This window comes from Janthinobacterium goodfellowi, assembly GCF_051380695.1.
In the GTDB taxonomy this organism is placed as follows: domain Bacteria; phylum Pseudomonadota; class Gammaproteobacteria; order Burkholderiales; family Burkholderiaceae_D; genus Janthinobacterium.
In genome coordinates this window covers 75,034-90,494 of record NZ_JBNYXN010000007.1, presented here as the reverse complement: position 1 = coordinate 90,494, position 15,461 = coordinate 75,034, and the positions used below count along the sequence as shown (strand labels likewise).

14 protein-coding genes, 2 tRNA genes and 1 riboswitch are annotated in these 15,461 nt (G+C 63.4%); of the genes, 9 read left to right on the top strand and 7 right to left on the bottom strand.

Going from position 1 to position 15,461, the window contains the following annotated elements:
- Nucleotides 1–3 precede the first annotated feature (3 nt).
- The 7 genes from ACQ4WQ_RS23510 to glyA form a co-directional block, all read right to left on the bottom strand.
- The gene (locus ACQ4WQ_RS23510; protein ID WP_436500397.1) at nt 4–504 is read right to left on the bottom strand and encodes a type IV pilin protein; all 501 of its coding nucleotides are present in this window, start codon (nt 502–504) and stop codon (nt 4–6) included.
- 90 nt (nt 505–594) lie between these two features.
- Nucleotides 595–4,494, bottom strand: coding sequence for a pilus assembly protein (locus ACQ4WQ_RS23505; protein WP_436500395.1), 3,900 nt, complete (start codon nt 4,492–4,494; stop codon nt 595–597).
- Nucleotides 4,491–5,153, bottom strand: coding sequence for a pilus assembly PilX family protein (locus tag ACQ4WQ_RS23500; protein WP_436500393.1), 663 nt, complete (start codon nt 5,151–5,153; stop codon nt 4,491–4,493). Before ACQ4WQ_RS23500 ends, ACQ4WQ_RS23505 begins: the two co-directional genes overlap by 4 nt.
- 12 nt (nt 5,154–5,165) lie before the next feature.
- Complete coding sequence (locus tag ACQ4WQ_RS23495) at nt 5,166–6,143, bottom strand: PilW family protein (RefSeq protein WP_436500391.1); 978 nt, start codon at nt 6,141–6,143, stop codon at nt 5,166–5,168.
- Nucleotides 6,140–6,727 (bottom strand): type IV pilus modification protein PilV, encoded by a 588-nt coding sequence (gene pilV, locus ACQ4WQ_RS23490; protein ID WP_436500389.1) that lies wholly within the window; start codon nt 6,725–6,727, stop codon nt 6,140–6,142. Before pilV ends, ACQ4WQ_RS23495 begins: the two co-directional genes overlap by 4 nt.
- A 221-nt stretch (nt 6,728–6,948) precedes the next feature.
- Nucleotides 6,949–7,410, bottom strand: coding sequence for a transcriptional regulator NrdR (gene nrdR, locus ACQ4WQ_RS23485; protein ID WP_034759169.1), 462 nt, complete (start codon nt 7,408–7,410; stop codon nt 6,949–6,951).
- A 143-nt stretch (nt 7,411–7,553) separates the two neighbouring features.
- Nucleotides 7,554–8,801, bottom strand: a complete 1,248-nt coding sequence (gene glyA, locus ACQ4WQ_RS23480) for a serine hydroxymethyltransferase (protein WP_436500387.1) — start codon at nt 8,799–8,801, stop codon at nt 7,554–7,556.
- 111 nt (nt 8,802–8,912) lie between these two features.
- A riboswitch (ZMP/ZTP riboswitch) is annotated at nt 8,913–9,037 on the bottom strand.
- A 292-nt stretch (nt 9,038–9,329) separates the two neighbouring features.
- Here glyA and ybgC point away from each other — a divergent pair.
- The 9 genes from ybgC to ACQ4WQ_RS23435 all read left to right on the top strand — a co-directional run bounded on the left by ybgC (nt 9,330) and on the right by ACQ4WQ_RS23435 (nt 15,032).
- Entirely contained in the window at nt 9,330–9,731 is a 402-nt protein-coding gene (gene ybgC, locus ACQ4WQ_RS23475; protein ID WP_326457785.1) for a tol-pal system-associated acyl-CoA thioesterase, read from the top strand.
- Nucleotides 9,732–9,777: 46 nt separating this feature from the next.
- Nucleotides 9,778–10,467 (top strand): protein TolQ, encoded by a 690-nt coding sequence (tolQ, locus tag ACQ4WQ_RS23470; RefSeq protein WP_046682323.1) that lies wholly within the window; start codon nt 9,778–9,780, stop codon nt 10,465–10,467.
- A 15-nt stretch (nt 10,468–10,482) separates the two neighbouring features.
- Nucleotides 10,483–10,923: an ExbD/TolR family protein gene (locus ACQ4WQ_RS23465; protein ID WP_226936199.1), complete on the top strand. Its 441-nt coding sequence runs from the start codon at nt 10,483–10,485 to the stop codon at nt 10,921–10,923.
- A gap of 48 nt (nt 10,924–10,971) precedes the next feature.
- Nucleotides 10,972–11,991 carry a cell envelope integrity protein TolA gene (gene tolA / locus ACQ4WQ_RS23460; protein ID WP_326457786.1) on the top strand — a complete coding sequence of 340 codons (1,020 nt, stop codon included), beginning with the start codon at nt 10,972–10,974 and terminating at the stop codon, nt 11,989–11,991.
- A complete protein-coding gene (gene tolB / locus ACQ4WQ_RS23455) occupies nt 11,991–13,265 on the top strand; it encodes a Tol-Pal system beta propeller repeat protein TolB (RefSeq protein WP_436500756.1) in 1,275 nt (424 codons plus the stop codon). The genes tolA and tolB overlap by 1 nt, the downstream gene beginning before the upstream one ends.
- A gap of 43 nt (nt 13,266–13,308) precedes the next feature.
- A complete protein-coding gene (gene pal / locus ACQ4WQ_RS23450) occupies nt 13,309–13,830 on the top strand; it encodes a peptidoglycan-associated lipoprotein Pal (protein ID WP_230542412.1) in 522 nt (173 codons plus the stop codon).
- Nucleotides 13,831–13,965: 135 nt separating this feature from the next.
- Nucleotides 13,966–14,724: a tol-pal system protein YbgF gene (ybgF, locus tag ACQ4WQ_RS23445; RefSeq protein WP_326457788.1), complete on the top strand. Its 759-nt coding sequence runs from the start codon at nt 13,966–13,968 to the stop codon at nt 14,722–14,724.
- A gap of 67 nt (nt 14,725–14,791) precedes the next feature.
- Nucleotides 14,792–14,867: transfer RNA gene (locus tag ACQ4WQ_RS23440), tRNA-Lys, on the top strand.
- Between the two features lie 89 nt (nt 14,868–14,956).
- Nucleotides 14,957–15,032: transfer RNA gene (locus ACQ4WQ_RS23435), tRNA-Lys, on the top strand.
- Nucleotides 15,033–15,461: the final 429 nt, after the last annotated feature.

Here is a 15,461-nt window from a genome sequence, read left to right as displayed (position 1 = left end):
GGCCTAGAGCCAGCAATGGCTGGCGGGGCCGCTGCTGCCGCGCTGGCCCGCGCTGCTCAAGGACAGCACGCCGCAATCGGCATCCTGGAACTGCGCATCGACCTTTGACGTGCCCGGCGTAGCGCGCAACAGCACGCATTGCCCAATCGACAGGCCGGGACAGGCCAGCGCCTCGATTTCATACGCACTGCCGGCCGCGCCCCCTTCGCCGGACCACCATGGAAACGCTTGCGCCTGCGGCGCCGGCGAGGCCGAGGAAAAGGTCAGATAGCGGTTGTTTTGCGAGTAATAGCGCTCCTGCTGCTGCATCAGCCGCAGCAGGGCCGCCTGCCCCTGCACCCGCTTGGCGCGCACGACATGGCCGTGATAAGCGGGCACGACCAGCGCCAGCAGCAGGCTCATGATCGCCAGCGCGGCCAGCAGTTCGATCAGACTGAAGCCCGGGATGGCGGCAGAAACGCCACCGTTTGCAGCGGGCCAGTTCCGACTTGCCAGCATTTCCATCTGACCTCCCCTCTTCCCAAAAACCGCCGGCCGATGGGCGGCGCCGGTCTGCACGCCGGTCACTTGCGACACGCCAGCCATGCCCCTCTCTTATTTCTTCTTGGCCGCCTCGTGCAATTCGCGCCAGTTCGCCACTTCGCGCCAGCTGAGACGTCGCGCGGGCAGCGGCGCGCTGACGACCTTGAGCCCCGCCCCGCTCGCCGCGCCGGGCAAGCCCGGTTGCAGCACGGCCAGCTCCTTGCGGCCCTCGGCCCGCCCTGTCGCCGTCGCGGCGCCCACCGTGCGGTTCAGTTCCAGCGCCAGCGGCGGCGCGCGCGCCAGGCCATCGAACAAGCGTCCCGTCTGCTCGCCCGCCTGCACCACACCGGCGCCATCGGCAGCAAAGCCGCTCAGCACATCGAGCACGTACAGGCGCGTGGACGGCTTGGCGCAAGGGTCGCGTCCGGGCCGGACGGTGTTGAACAGCACCCTTCCGGCGGCCAGCACGGGACTATTGATGCTGCGCTCGCCCGTCTGCGCGGTATTGAGGAAATCGAGATACCAGCCGCGCATGGCGTCGCTGCCCGTGTAGCGCAGCTCTGCGCCGTCGATGCGCACGCCGCCCGCAACTTCGCCCAGGCTGCGCTGTTCCAGGTCGGCACGGCTGCGCGTGGGAGATGTTTGCCGCACATCGTCGTGCACGGCATAAAACGACTGCGACAGAAAGGCGGAAGGCCATGTATCGGCCGCCTCGACCAGCTTGCCCGTGCCGAACAGCAGCAGATAGCCGCCACCAGGCGCGTAGGCCACGTTCAGTTGCTGCGTCACAGGCTGGCGCCGGCCCTGCGCGTCGCGCGCAACAAAGACGAGCTTGCGCCCCTGGCCCTCCTTCCACGGCGGCCCGCCGGCCATGTCGAGGCGCCAGATATTGCCCTGCAAATCGCCTGCATACATATACGCCAGCGCGCCGTCGCCGCCCGGCACCACGGCGGGCGGACCCAGCGCCTGGGGCATGGCATCCGCACCCGCATCAGCGTCATGGCCGCCATCGCCGCCGCTGGACACGGGCACCTTGAGGCGGAAGTAATTACTTCCCAACATCCAAGGCGTGCCGGGTGCCTTGTCCAGCGCCAGCAGGAAGATGGCGGCGGCCGATGCGGGTGCCGTCGTGTCCTTGCCGTCGTCTACATGATTGTTGTAGCCGCTGGCGACGATGGCAAAATCGCGGTAAGCAGGCGCCCCCTCCTTGCCGCCCATGTTGATGCGGGCAAAGGCGGGCGGCGCACGCACATTGCCCATGAGCCTGTCGTCGCGGTCGGTGAATTCCCACAACGCCCCTTCCTGCGCGAAGCGCGCCGGGTCCGTGATGTCGAGCGCAAACACGCCTTGCGCCCCGCCGCCCATGCCCGACACCAGCACCGTCTTCCAGTGTCCCGATGCCAGCACTTCCGCCGTGGCCGCCGCGCCATCGAGCAGCGGGCCGGGGCTGTAGTGAGTGCTCGCAGCGGCTGGCACCGCGTGCAACAGCGCCTGGGGCAGATAGGCAAACAATTCGCCTCCCGTACGCGCATCGAATGCGTGCAGCAGGCCATCGTTGGCGCCCAGGTACAGCATTTTCCGGCGCTGCAGCAGCGCCTGGCGGTGCACGCCATAACCGGTCCCAGGCATGCCCAGCCCCGGCGCGCCCACGTACAGCAAGTTGCCATGCGGCGCCGCGCCCAGGCTGCCGGACCTGCGCCGCAGGAAGCCGCCTGGCTGGCCCGCCTCGTGCGTGTGCTGGCCCAGCAGGTACGCCAGGCGCGCCTCGCCTCTTCCATCGCCGGCATCGAATGCGCTGCGCTGTTCCGCGTCCAGCCGCGCCCAGGCCAGCGGCATCAGGGCGCCCTTGGCGTCGAGCGTGTAGACGGGACGCAAAGCCGCTGGCGTTCCATCTGGCGCGGGCTGCTCCTGTCCGCCCACACGCCACCATGGCTTGCCGGGAAGCAGTGCGCCATCGGCGCCCACGGCAAACCCGCTGCGCGACAAGGTCATGGACCCATCGGCCAGGCGCAGCTGCGTCTGGAACCAGTATGCATCCTCCGTGCCGCTGGCCAGCGCCATCAGGGCAGGCCCCGTCAGCGTCGCCGGCAAGCTGCCCTTGTCGGCGGCCGCAAAGGCCGCGCGCAGTCCCGCGATCAGGGCGGCCGGATCGCTGCCGGGCAGGTAATGGGCGGGCCAGCGGCCATCGATGCTCCACTCCTCCAGCGCGCCGCCCGTCGCGCTCTTGTAGGGATTCGCGTCGCCGTTTGTGTCGAGAAAGCCTCCATATTTAGCCGTAAGCAACAAGGGTGTCGCGGCAGGCACGCCGGCAGGGTCGCCCTGGCGCAAGTCGCCCGCGTAGTGGTCGATGTGGTTCATACCGTCGTTCTTGCCGCCCGGACGTAGCGCCTGCACATGCGACCAGTAGGCCAGGCCCGCCGCATGGTAGCTGGCGCCGCCCGCCCCGTCGGCCAGCAGTTCCAGCGCCGCCAGTTCGGGCCGTGGCGCGGGATTGCCAGGCGTGCCGCCGCTTTCCAGGCTGCCTACCGCATGCGTCCAGGCCATCGCATCGAACAGCGGCGGCGCAAAACCGTCCGGCGCGCGGGCGCGATCTCCGGGCGAGGCGGGAGCAACAGGAACATTGCCGGGCACGTAACGATCGCCCGCCATGCCCGCATCGCCGAGGCTGACGACGATGTGACGCTGGCAACTGGCTGTTTGCGGGTCGCTCCACGCAGTCACGACCGGCAAGCCCTCGTCGGTGGCAGGCGGCGCCGTGACGGGAGGCACTGCGGCGCTCGCTTGCCGTCCCTGCAGGTAGCGCAGCGATTCGTACAGCAATTCAGCCAGCGGCGCGGCGCTGGCGTACGCGCCGGGATGCGCGGCATTGCTGCGGCCCAGGCCATTGATGTAAGCGGTCACCCCGCCGCCAGGGCCCGCAGCTTGGCCCGCAGCTTGATACACAGTTTGATACGCATACACGCCAGTGGCAGGATTCCACTCGGCGCCGGGATTGTCTTGCGGCATAAAGTCGGGCACCGTCCAGCGCTGCCTGCCCACGTGGGCCAGCGGCGCGCGCAGCACGCCGCCATACACGGGGCCGGCACCGGCGGGCATGCCGTTCAACAGACCAAACACGCCCACGCGCACCCGGCCGCCATGGCGCTGCACGGCGCCCACCGGCTTGTAGTTCTTGCCATATGCGAGGCACAAGTCGTCGCGCAGCGGCCCCTCATCGGCGTCGCAGACGCGCACGCGCGCAAGAAACACGCCGTGCGTGGCAGCAAAGCCAGGCGCGTCGCAACTGCCGCCCTGGGGCAAGCTGGCGTCGCCGAACAGCAGCCGATTACGGCAGGAAACAATGGCCAGTTGCGCCAGCGCAAACGGCGTCGCCGCCGCCACGCCGGCCTGCAAAACCTTGCGCGGGAAAAAGACGGGGTGGGCATAGAAGTCGATGGGGTTGCCGGCATCGGGCAGCCAGGCGCGCTGCAGCACCGTCTTGCGCACCTCGTCGATGACGCGGTCGCCGCCCGTCAGGGCATAGCGGACGATGTCGAGCATGCTGGCGCTGGCCCAGTTCAGAAAGTTGCCGCTGAAACTGTCGCCGCCGCAGCCGTGGAGCGCATCGGCCGGCTTCAGCACGGAGAAGTAAGCGGTCGCTACGCGCAAGTCAGGCAGCATGACGCCGTCCTTGCTGCGGTACGGATAGCTGTAGCACATGCGCGCATGGAAATAGCCGGCATACTCGCGCTGCGGCGCATACTCGCCGCCATGCGCGGCGGCCGCCGCCGCATGCGTGAAGGATAGATTGAGCAGCAGATTCGGCGGCACCCTGGCGCCGTGCAAACCCGCGTCGGCACGCGCCAGCACCACCGGGGGAACGGCAGCCGCAAGGGCGCCCCCGCAAACCTGGCTAGCCAGACAGGCCAGCAGCAGCCAGGCCCAGCCGGCGCGCCGCAAGGCGGACGACAAAGCGGATGAGCAAGCCTTCATGGCCCCACTCCAGCCGCCTGCTTGCGATAATAACTTTGCAGCACGACTTGCGTGCTTTCCTGCGCGCCAAAACCGATGGCCGTGATGCGGTACACATAGCTTTCCGTGGCCATGCCGCCGGCCATTGCCGCCGCCTGCGCGCCGGGTGGATGAAACGGCAGCAATTCGATCAGGTAGCGGGGCCGGCGTGACGGCAGGAAACCCTGCCCAGTCTGCATGACGGCGCCCGTAAACTGGCCATACGGCACCGCGCGGCTGCTACTTCCTCCCTCGGCGCCATCGAGGTCCATGCTCAGCCAGAGGGCCGGCGCCTCCGGAGGCGCGGGCAGGCACAAGCCCAGTGCGCCTCCCTCGCCGCAGCCGTCCGCGAACCCGGCCGCGCTGCCTGGCGCGAAGAGGCTGCTACGCCCCGGTGCGCCGGGCAAGCCTTCGATATCGTTCTGCGCATCCACCAATGCTTCCTCCGCCGCCTGAAACGCGATCTGCCGGTCGCGCTCGCCACGCGCCGCCTTTTCACCCTGCAAGGCCATCTGCGCCGCCGATATACCCAGCAGCAAGATGATTACCAGCAGGCACAGCACATACACGAGGCTGGCGCCACCGCGGCGCGCACGAGGTGAGCAACGAGTCACACAACAGCGGACGCCCGCGCCAGCCATCGTGCCACCCTCCTATGCCGGCCCGTTGCGCAGCATGATGCTCGTCTGCAGCAGTTGCCGCAGCCGGGAGCGCGTCGCGGCGGGCAAGGACGCGCGCGCGATGCGCACACCCGTGTCGCCGGCGCCGTGCGCCTCGGCATACGCCTTGCCGAACAGATCGAACTGCGCCGGCCCCAGTTCCGCCATCTTGTCCGCCTGGCCCGCCTCGCCATGCAGCAGCAGCGCCACGCGCACGCTGGCCACGCGCTTCCAGTGCGTGCGCCGCTGCAAATCGCGCTGGCGCGCGGCCGCATCCGCGCCCGCCAGCACCAGCGCCGCATCGTAGGCGTCGAGCGCGCTGGCATTGACATACTGGTTCGCCACGCCATCGGGCGGCGTATCGGTGTCGAGGCCATACAGCACCTGGAAACCGTCGACGCCACGGATGATGGCGTCCGCGCCCCAGCCGTTCGCGCCACGGTATTTGCAGCGCAGTTCGCCTTCGCCATCGGCGCCCTGCGCCACATAGAAGATGCTCCAGCCCCGCTGCGCCTCCGTTTGCGCGGCGCCCACGCCAAAGCCGGCGCAATTGAGCACGGACCCGTCGCCGCCCTCTTCCTTGCCGGCGCCGTAATAGCGCAGGGCCAGCACATCGCTGCCATGCAGGGCGCCGGGCAAGGCGCCGCTGATGCCTTCACTGTTCTTGCCCAGGCTGCGCGCGTCGAGCCCGGCGATATTCGCGCTGTCGTCATCGGCATGGGCGACGGGCGCGGCGCTGCTATCCCAGTTCACGTACGCCGTCTGGCGCACGGCGCGGGCGATGGTGTCGAGCGCATAGCGGCCATTGTCGTCCAGGCGCGCGCTGGCGGACTGGTCGCCATAGCTGCCGCTGGCCGCCAGCAGCACGCTACTCGCGGCCAGCATCAGCAGCGCGCCCAGCGACAGGGCCACCAGCAACTCGACCAGGCTCAGGCCGCGCTGCCGGCGCCGGTGGACATGCACGCCGTTCATGCGCCGCCTCCGCCCAGCTGGAATGCCAGCCTGGGCAGCGACTCGCCTGCCGCGTTATCGCCGGTCGAGCCATCGGGCAGGCGTGCGCGCCAGCCCAGCTTGATGACGATGGGCGCGCCCTTGCCGCCGCTGCACGCCCAGTGCAAGCCTTGCGCGGTGGCATCCCACACGGAAGTGTCGCGGCAGATATGCAGGCGCGCGCCGGGCAAGGCCCCATGCAGTTGCTGTTTCCATTCGGCGATGTCGAATTGCGCCAGTTCGGCCGCACCGCAGGCGGCAGCGCCGAAGCAGTCGGGCGCGCCGCCGCCAGCGTCGGCATCGTCCGCCGCGTAGGCCACGTTCAGGTAGGGATTGCCCGCATCGGGTCCATGCATGAGCACGCTGTTCGCGCGCATGCGTTCGGCCATGCCGGCCGCCAGTTGCGCGCCCGCCGACAACAACGCCGATTCATGGCGCGCGCGCAGGGAATGCAGTTGCAAGATGCTGGCGCCGAGCAGGCCCAGCGCCAACAGCAGCAGCGACACCAGCACCTCGACGAGGCTGCTGCCACCCGCCAGAAACTTGTCGCGACCGCCATTGCGCATGCGCTACTCCCTTCCGCCGACAGAGTCGCGAGAACAGGCGGCCCAGCTACAAGATAGGCGCGCGCAAAAAACGGGGTCTGCGCTAGCGCAAACAGCGCAGCGATAAGATGAGAAGAACGGCGTAGGTATTGATCAGGCCGCTTGCCAGGCGAACGCTGGCGTGGTGAACACGGGGCGCAAAACGGGGCACATGAGCGGCCCCGTCGCCGATACAGTGAGCGTCAGGGCTTGCGCGCCTGCCCCACTTCGGCAATCGCATCCTGGAACTCGGCCAGGTCTTCGAAATTCTTGTAGACGGAAGCGAAGCGGATATAGGCGATCTTGTCGAGGCGCTTGAGTTCCTGCATGACGAGTTCGCCGATATAGCCGGAATCGACTTCGCGCAAGCCGCTGGTCAGCAGTTTTTCCTGGATGGACGCGATGGCCGTGTCCACGGAGGCGGCCGCGACGGGACGCTTGCGCAAGGCCAGCATCAAACTGCCGCGCAACTTATCCGCAGCGAACTCCGTCCGGCTGCCATTCTTTTTGACGACGGCCGGCATGATAAGTTCAATGCGTTCATACGTGGTGAAACGCTTGTCGCATTTGCCGCAGCGGCGCCGCCGCCGAATGGCATCCCCTTCCTCCGATACGCGCGTATCGAGAACCTGGGTGTCGCCGTGCTGGCAAAATGGACATTTCATGGGCTGGCTACAACTTTATAGTAATAATTACGGGAAATCGCCGCCCTTGTACAAAGGGCGCCCGAATCACTCCGGGCGCCCTTGGGCACGAAGGAATGTGTCATACAGAATCTTACTCCGTATGACACATTCTGGACAAATAATTATGAGGCGTACACAGGGTGCGCGTCGGCCAGCACCTTCACGGCCGCTTTCACGCGCTCGATGGTGGCGGCGTCATGCGGATTGTCCAGCACGTCGGCGATCAGGTTGCCCACTTCTTCCGCTTGCGCTTCCTTGAAACCGCGCGTCGTCATCGCCGGGCTGCCCAGGCGGATGCCCGAGGTGACGAACGGTTTTTGCGGGTCGTTCGGGATGCCGTTCTTGTTGCAGGTGATGTGCGCGGAACCGAGGATGGCTTCGGCTTCCTTGCCCGTCAGGTTCTTGGCGCGCAGGTCGACCAGCATGACGTGCGATTCGGTACCGCCGGAAACAATGCGCAGGCCGCGCTTGATCAGGGTTTTCGCCAGCACGTCGGCGTTCTTGATCACTTGCTTCTGGTATTCGACGAATTCAGGGCTCAGCGCTTCCTTGAAGGCGACGGCCTTGCCGGCGATCACGTGCATCAGCGGGCCGCCCTGGATGCCAGGGAAGATGGCCGAGTTGATGGCTTTTTCGTGTTCGGCCTTCATCAGGATGATGCCGCCGCGCGGGCCGCGCAGCGATTTGTGCGTGGTCGAGGTGACGAAGTCGGCGAACGGCACCGGGTTCGGGTACAGGCCGGCGGCGATCAGGCCCGCGTAGTGGGCCATGTCGACCATGAAGTAGGCGCCCACTTCCTTGGCGATCTTGCTGAAGCGTTCGAAGTCGATCTTTTTCGAGAAGGCCGATGCGCCGGCGATGATCAGTTTCGGCTTGCGTTCGCGGGCCAGGCGTTCCATCGCCTCGTAGTCGATGTCTTCTTCCGCCGTCAAGCCATACGACACGACGTCAAACCATTTGCCGGACATGTTCAGCGGCATGCCGTGGGTCAGGTGACCGCCTTCGGCCAGCGACATGCCCATGATCAGGTCGCCTGGTTTCAACATGGCGAAGAACACGCCCTGGTTCGCCTGCGAGCCGGAATTCGGCTGCACGTTCGCGCATTCGGCGCCGAACAGTTTCTTGACGCGGTCGATGGCCAGTTGCTCGGCCACGTCGACGTATTCGCAGCCGCCGTAGTAGCGCTTGCCTGGATAGCCTTCGGCGTACTTGTTCGTCAGCTGCGAGCCTTGCGCTTCCATTACGGCTGGCGACGTGTAGTTCTCCGACGCGATCAGTTCGATGTGATCGTGCTGGCGCGTGTTTTCTTTTTGAATGACGGCGAACAATTCAGGATCGACGTTGGCGAGGGTGTGATCTTTTGCAAACATGTAAAAACTCCAAGTATGAGGGTGCTTGTACTGGCAGGTTGGATCGAATGAGGGGAGCCGGCGTTAAGTGAATAACAACATTGGACAGGCAGCCTCTTCGTGCTTTTCCATAGTGGCTACCCAGGCGAACGGCTGATGAAAAATCTCACGTTTCCCGGTGGGTGCCCACCTTTCGCCGGTTTGCCGATCGCCATTCATGGAGATCGCCCGACTTTTCGCCAGTCACGTGAGACGTAATGGAAGTCAAATTGTAAGTTAAGTGCCCAAATTGAGCAAGGAATGCAACCGTGCAGCTATAATCGCCGCGCGCCACCGCAGCCCGGGCACGGCCGCGGCGCTTAAGCTGGACTTAAACCTGACTGCGGCTTGTAAGCGTATGTTACGAGGCTTGCCATTGCCCGCCCCGGATTTACAATGCTGCGGTGCAACTTATATGCTGCTTTTGCATGGCTTTCCAGCAAGCGCCCACAGTCACAAGAAGAAAAATCGCGTAAAATGTTGCTCAATCTCACTACTGGCGCAATAAACATGCCTTCAGTCTTTACCTGGAACGTACGTGTCTACTATGAAGACACCGACGCCGGCGGCATCGTCTATTACGCTAACTACCTGAAATTCTTCGAACGCGCGCGCACGGAATGGTTGCGCGCCATCGACGTGGGCCAGCAGCAATTGCTGGAACAGCACGACGCAATGTTCGTTGTCAAAAGCGTCAACGCCGACTATCATGCGCCAGCCAGGCTCGATGACACGGTAAGATTAACCCTAAGCATAGAGAAAATGGGGCGCGCCTCCATCGTTTTCCTGCAACAAGCCTGGTGCGGCGACCGCCTGCTCAACACGGCCCGCGTCAAGATCGGCTGCGTCGACTCGGCACTGCGCCCGCGCGCCGTGCCCGATGCCGTCGCGGCCCGCATGCGCGCCGCCTGAGCCCTACCGCCACCCCCGGATAATTCACCCAACAGACTGCCAGCCAATGAACGTTACACAAGATCTTTCTTTCCTCGCGCTCATCACCAATGCCCATTTGATCGTGCAACTGATCATGGCCCTGCTGCTGCTGATTTCCCTGACCAGCTGGACCTACATTTTCCGCAAGATGTTTGCCGTGCGCCAGGCGCGCAAGCAGACCATCGAATTCGAACGCAGCTTCTGGGCCGGCGGCAACCTGCATGCGCTGCACCAGAACGCCAGCGGCAACCGCGACCAGAGCGGCGCGCTGGCCCGCATCTTCGACGCCGGCATGGGCGAATTCATCAAGGGCAAGGCTTCCTACGGTTCGCGCGAAGCGCTGGACGTGGGCGCCGTGCTCGACGGCGCACGCCGCGCCATGCGCGCCGCCTTCCAGCGTGAAATGGACGTGCTCGAATCGCACCTGGCCTTCCTCGCCTCCGTCGGCTCCGTCTCGCCCTACATCGGCCTGCTCGGCACCGTGTGGGGCATCATGAACGCCTTCCGCGGCCTGGCCAACGTGCAGCAAGCGACCCTGGCCGCCGTCGCGCCCGGTATTGCCGAAGCGCTGATCGCCACCGCCATCGGCCTGTTCGCCGCGATTCCCGCCGTCGTCGCCTACAACCGTTTTTCGCATGACATCGACCGCCTGGCGATCCGCTTCGAGAGCTTCGTCGAGGAATTCTCCAACATCTTGCAGCGCCAGTCGCGCTAAGAGGGAGCAGCGTCCATGGGTTCCTCCTTCAATAGCGGCGGCATGCGCGGCGGCCGCGGCCGCAAGTTCAAGTCCGAGATCAACGTCGTGCCGTACATCGACGTGATGCTGGTGCTGCTGATCATTTTCATGGTGATGCCGTCGTCGAACAATCCCAGCGTGGTGAACTTGCCCAACGCGGAAAGGTCGGCGAAACCGCCCGATGACTATATCCAGATCGTGCTCAAACCAAATGGTTCGCTGTCGATCGGCGTGATCGGCAAGGAACAGCTGGCGCCGGAAACGGAACCGAACCGCGACGCCCTGCTGCGCAAGCTGCGCGGCCTGCACGAAAGCAATCCCGACTATCCCGTGATGATCGCGGGCGACAAGGAAAGCAAGTACGACGATGTGATCCAGCTCATTTCGGAAGCGAAAAAGATGGGCATTACCCGTGTTGGCCTGGCCACCAAGTAAGCGCAGCACCCTGTTTCCAGACTTGACCGTTTTTAGATAGACTAGACTTTGCAGACCAAACAAATCGACCATGTACTCGGCAAGCCCTACAGCGTGCCGCGCGAACGCAGCCGCTGGCCCTCGCTGGGCCTGGCGCTGGCGATGCACCTTGGCCTGCTGTTTTTCCTGTGGGTGGGCGTACACTGGCAAAATACGGAACCTGTCGCCGTCGAAGCGGAAGTGTGGGACCTGAAAGTACAGACGGCCGCACCGCCGCCCGAAGTGGCGACGCAACCGGAGCCGACACCGGCGCCGCCGCCGGAACCGCAAGTGGAACAGCCTGCCCCGCCGCCACCGCCGCCCGTGGCCGCGCCGGAGCCGAAGGTCGACCTGCGCGAGGCGGAGATCGCCCTCGAGCGCAAGAAGGCCAAGCTGAAGGAAGAAAAAGAGAAAGCGGCAGCGGAAGAACGCCGCAAGCAGGAACAGAAGGAACGCGAGGAAGAAAAGCGCGAACTGGAAAAACAGAAGCAGAAAGAAAAAGACAAGGCTGAAAAGCGCGAGAAGGAAAAAGCCGACAAGCTCGAGAAAGCCAAGCTGGAAAAAGAGAAAGAAAAAGCGGCGGAAGAAAAAGCCGAGAAAGAACTGTCCGAGAAAAAAGCGGCGGCGGAAAAAGCTGCCAAGGCGAAAAAAGCGGCGGAAGAGAAAAAAGCCGCCGACAAGGCGCGCGCCGCGGAAATGAGCCGCATCACGGGTGCGGCGGGCGCCGGTACGACGGGCACGGCCGCGAAAGCGACCGCGCCACGCAAGGACAGCGGCTATGTCGCTGCCCTGACGAGCAAGATCAAGAGCAATATCGCGTACAGCGGTAGCACGGACGTGCCGGGCAACCCGCGCGCCGTGTTCAAGATCGAGCAACTGCCAACTGGGGAAATTATTTCGGTCCGAAAGATAAAAAGTAGCGGCCTGCCGGCGTATGACAGCTCGGTGGAAAACGCCATTAATAAATCGTCGCCACTGCCGAAGAAAAAAGACGGCACCGTGGAACGCGAGATTGAACTCATATTCGAGATGAAGGATTTGCCTAAATGATGACCATGAAAAAAATGAGCTATGTCGTGCTCTGCGCCAGCCTGATGCTGGGCGCGGCCGGCGCCCAGGCGCAATTGCGCGTGGAGATTACGGGGATCGGCAGCAACCAGATCCCGGTGGCCGTCGCCAGCTTCGTCAATGAATCGGCGGCGCCGCAATCGCTGTCGGGCATTATCAAGGCCGACCTGGCGCGCAGCGGCGTGTTCAAGCTGATCGACGCCGATGCGCCCGTGTCGGAAACGGCGCCCGTCAGCTACGAGCAGTGGAAATCGCGCGGCGCCGACGCGCTGGCGGCCGGCACCGTGCAAAGCATGGCCGATGGCCGCCTGGACGTGCGCTACAAGCTGTTCGACACCATCAAGGGCGCGCAGATTTCCAGCATGAACAATGCGGCCGCGCCCCAGTTCAACCGCTTGCTGGCGCACAAGATCGCCGACGACATCTATGAAAAGCTGACGGGCGTCAAAGGCGCATTCGCCACGCGCATCGCCTACGTCACGCAATCGGGCCGCGAATACCGCCTGGAAGTGGCCGACGCCGATGGCGAAGGCATCCAGGTCGCCCTGCGCTCGAACGAACCGATCATTTCCCCAGCCTGGTCGCCGGACGGCACCAAGGTGGCGTATGTGTCGTTTGAAAAGAAAAAGCCCATCGTCTACGTGCAAAACCTGGTGACGCGCCAGCGCACCATCGTGTCGAACGAAAAAGGCAGCAATTCAGCGCCGAGCTGGAGCCCGGACGGCTCGCGCCTGGCCGTGGCCCTGTCGCGCGACGGCCATACCCAGGTCTACACCGTCAATGCCGACGGCAGCGGCTTGCGCCGCGTCAGCAACAGCAGCGGCATCGATACGGAACCCCAATTCTCGGCCGATGGCCAAAGCATTTACTTCACCAGCGATCGCAGCGGCGGACCACAAATCTACCGCATGTCGGTCAGCGGCGGCGAAGCCAAGCGCGTGACGTTTGGCGGCTCCTACAACATCAGCCCGCGGATTTCGTCCGACGGGAAGACACTCGCTTATATTTCCCGTCGCGACGGCAATTTCCAGCTCTACGCGCTCGACCTGGCTAGTGGCCAGGAACTGCGCCTGTCGGACACCGCCAACGACGAATCACCGAGCTTTTCGCCCAACGGGAAATATATCATGTACGCGACCGAATCCGGACGACGCAAGTCGCTGGCAGTGGTATCGGTGGATGGCCGCGTCAAACAGCGTTTGACTACGCAAGCTGGCAATATCAAGGAGCCCACCTGGGGTCCTTTTATGAAGTAAGTGCTGTACAGTTTCACCTTTAACCATGACCCGGAGAATAAAAATGAGTAACTTTAAAAGTTTGGCATTCATCGCCGCTACCGCAGCTCTGCTGTCCGCCTGCAGCACCCCAGTCAAAGTAGCAGAAACCCCAGTGGTTGAGCGCGCTCCTGAAAAAGTCGTCGCTCCAGTTGACACCCGTCAAGTTCAGCCAGTCACGACCGCATCGGTCGATCCACTGGACGATCCAAAAGGCGTGCTGGCCAACCGCAGCATCTACTTCGACTTCGACAAATACGTCGTGCGCGAAGCGGACACGCCAGTCGTGCAAAACCACGCTGCCTACCTGGTAAAAACCCCATCGCGCAAGATCCTGATCCAAGGCAACACCGATGAACGCGGTGGCGCCGAGTACAACCTGGCCCTGGGTCAGAAACGTGCTGAAGCCGTGCGCAAGTCGATGGCCGCCCTGGGCGTGCCGGAAGGCCAGATGGAAGCCGTGTCGCTGGGCAAAGAAAAGCCTAAAGCACAAGGCAGCAACGAAGCAGCATGGGCTGAAAACCGCCGCGCTGACATCGTTTATTGATGTTGACGGGTGAGCGCGGCAGCATTGGCGCTTACCTAACTGGCCAGTCATAGGCATAATAATGGGGCGCAGCGCGGTGATTCACCGCCCGGCGCCCCGTTTGCATGTTTTGCGTAACCTTAGAAAGCCCGACCCATGATGACATTCTCGAAAGCCGGCGTCGCCGCCGCCTTGATGGCCGCGTTTGCCTACCTGCCCCTGCACGCCAACGCCGCCCTGTTCGACGACGACGAAGCGCGCAAGGCCATCCTCGAGCTGCGCGCCAAGGTCGACGCGATGGCGCGCGACCTGAACGGCCGCATCGACGCCAAGGCGGACAAGACCAGCACCTTGAGCCTGCTCAACCAGCACGACCAGACCATGCAAGAGATCGCCCGCCTGCGCGGCCAGATCGAAGTACTGGGCAACGACCTGGCGACCACACAAAAGCGCCAGAAGGATTTCTACACCGACATCGACGCGCGCCTGCGCAAGCTCGAGCCGCGCCAGGTCACCATCGACGGCCAGGAAGCGGCCGTGGGCGTGTCCGAGCAAAGCGCGTACGAATCCGCGTTCGGCCTGTTCAAGTCGGGCGACTACAAGGGCGCCGTCACGGCACTGGACGCCTTCGTGAAACGCTATCCGGAATCGGCCTACGCGGCCAACGCGCAATACTGGCTGGGCAACGCCTATTACGCCCAGCGCGACTGCAAGAGCGCCATCACGGCCCAGCAGGCCGTGCTGAAGAATTACCCGGACAGCCCGAAAGCAGCTGACGCCATGCTCAACATCGCCAGCTGCTACACGGAGCTGAAAGACAAGCCGAACGCGACCAAGACCCTGAACGCACTGATCTCGCGCTACCCGGACTCCAGCGCGGCGCAAGCGGCCAAGGAACGGGCCGGCAAAAAGTAAAAGCGGGGAAAAAGTTGCCCGTTAGGTTTGACAGAATCCCGGGCACCCCCTATAATCTTTCTTCTTCGGGTCGTTAGCTCAGCTGGTAGAGCAGCGGACTTTTAATCCGTTGGTCGCAGGTTCGAATCCCGCACGGCCTACCACGAATACGCAGTACTGATCTGCTTGCGAGTTGTTATAGCAAGCATTTTTTTACGGCACAGTGTTACCGAAGTTGTTGTAAAAAGTTTTTGGGTCGTTAGCTCAGCTGGTAGAGCAGCGGACTTTTAATCCGTTGGTCGCAGGTTCGAATCCCGCACGGCCTACCAAATACTTAAGAAAGCCCACGAATTTCGGTTCGTGGGCTTTTTTTTGCCCCTCCTCTCGAAGAATCCTAGCCCCCCCCTTCCAAGCTTACCCTCATCCATACGCTCATAGTTCGATCAACAAAGGCCGACAACTTTTACCCTTCCTACACATAACTGCGCAGTGCAGAACAGTACGGCACTCCGGATTAGCCAAGTAAAAAAATAGATACTTGCCCTCCCGACAAAAATCTTCTGAAACAGCCCCAAAATCAACATTTTTATTTGCAAAATAAAAACTAAACTATTGGCATCTTACAAGGATATAATCGCACGTATGACTTTGGAGGAGTTACAACGACATACAGAGAAAGAAAGTATCAGACAGAACGATTTTCCCATGCAACAATGTATCTGAACTAGATCACCAATAAGCACAAAACTGTAGTACTG

Coding starts and splice junctions, on each gene's coding strand:
- ACQ4WQ_RS23495 (WP_436500391.1), bottom strand. CDS start 6,143: ATGAACGGCGTGCATGTCCACCGGCGCCGGCAGCGCGGCCTGAGCCTG.
- pal (WP_230542412.1), top strand. CDS start 13,309: ATGAGTAACTTTAAAAGTTTGGCATTCATCGCCGCTACCGCAGCTCTG.
- nrdR (WP_034759169.1), bottom strand. CDS start 7,410: ATGAAATGTCCATTTTGCCAGCACGGCGACACCCAGGTTCTCGATACG.
- pilV (WP_436500389.1), bottom strand. CDS start 6,727: ATGCGCAATGGCGGTCGCGACAAGTTTCTGGCGGGTGGCAGCAGCCTC.
- tolQ (WP_046682323.1), top strand. CDS start 9,778: ATGAACGTTACACAAGATCTTTCTTTCCTCGCGCTCATCACCAATGCC.
- ACQ4WQ_RS23510 (WP_436500397.1), bottom strand. CDS start 504: ATGGAAATGCTGGCAAGTCGGAACTGGCCCGCTGCAAACGGTGGCGTT.
- glyA (WP_436500387.1), bottom strand. CDS start 8,801: ATGTTTGCAAAAGATCACACCCTCGCCAACGTCGATCCTGAATTGTTC.
- ACQ4WQ_RS23500 (WP_436500393.1), bottom strand. CDS start 5,153: ATGGCTGGCGCGGGCGTCCGCTGTTGTGTGACTCGTTGCTCACCTCGT.
- ybgF (WP_326457788.1), top strand. CDS start 13,966: ATGATGACATTCTCGAAAGCCGGCGTCGCCGCCGCCTTGATGGCCGCG.
- ACQ4WQ_RS23505 (WP_436500395.1), bottom strand. CDS start 4,494: ATGAAGGCTTGCTCATCCGCTTTGTCGTCCGCCTTGCGGCGCGCCGGC.
- ybgC (WP_326457785.1), top strand. CDS start 9,330: ATGCCTTCAGTCTTTACCTGGAACGTACGTGTCTACTATGAAGACACC.
- ACQ4WQ_RS23465 (WP_226936199.1), top strand. CDS start 10,483: ATGGGTTCCTCCTTCAATAGCGGCGGCATGCGCGGCGGCCGCGGCCGC.
- tolB (WP_436500756.1), top strand. CDS start 11,991: ATGACCATGAAAAAAATGAGCTATGTCGTGCTCTGCGCCAGCCTGATG.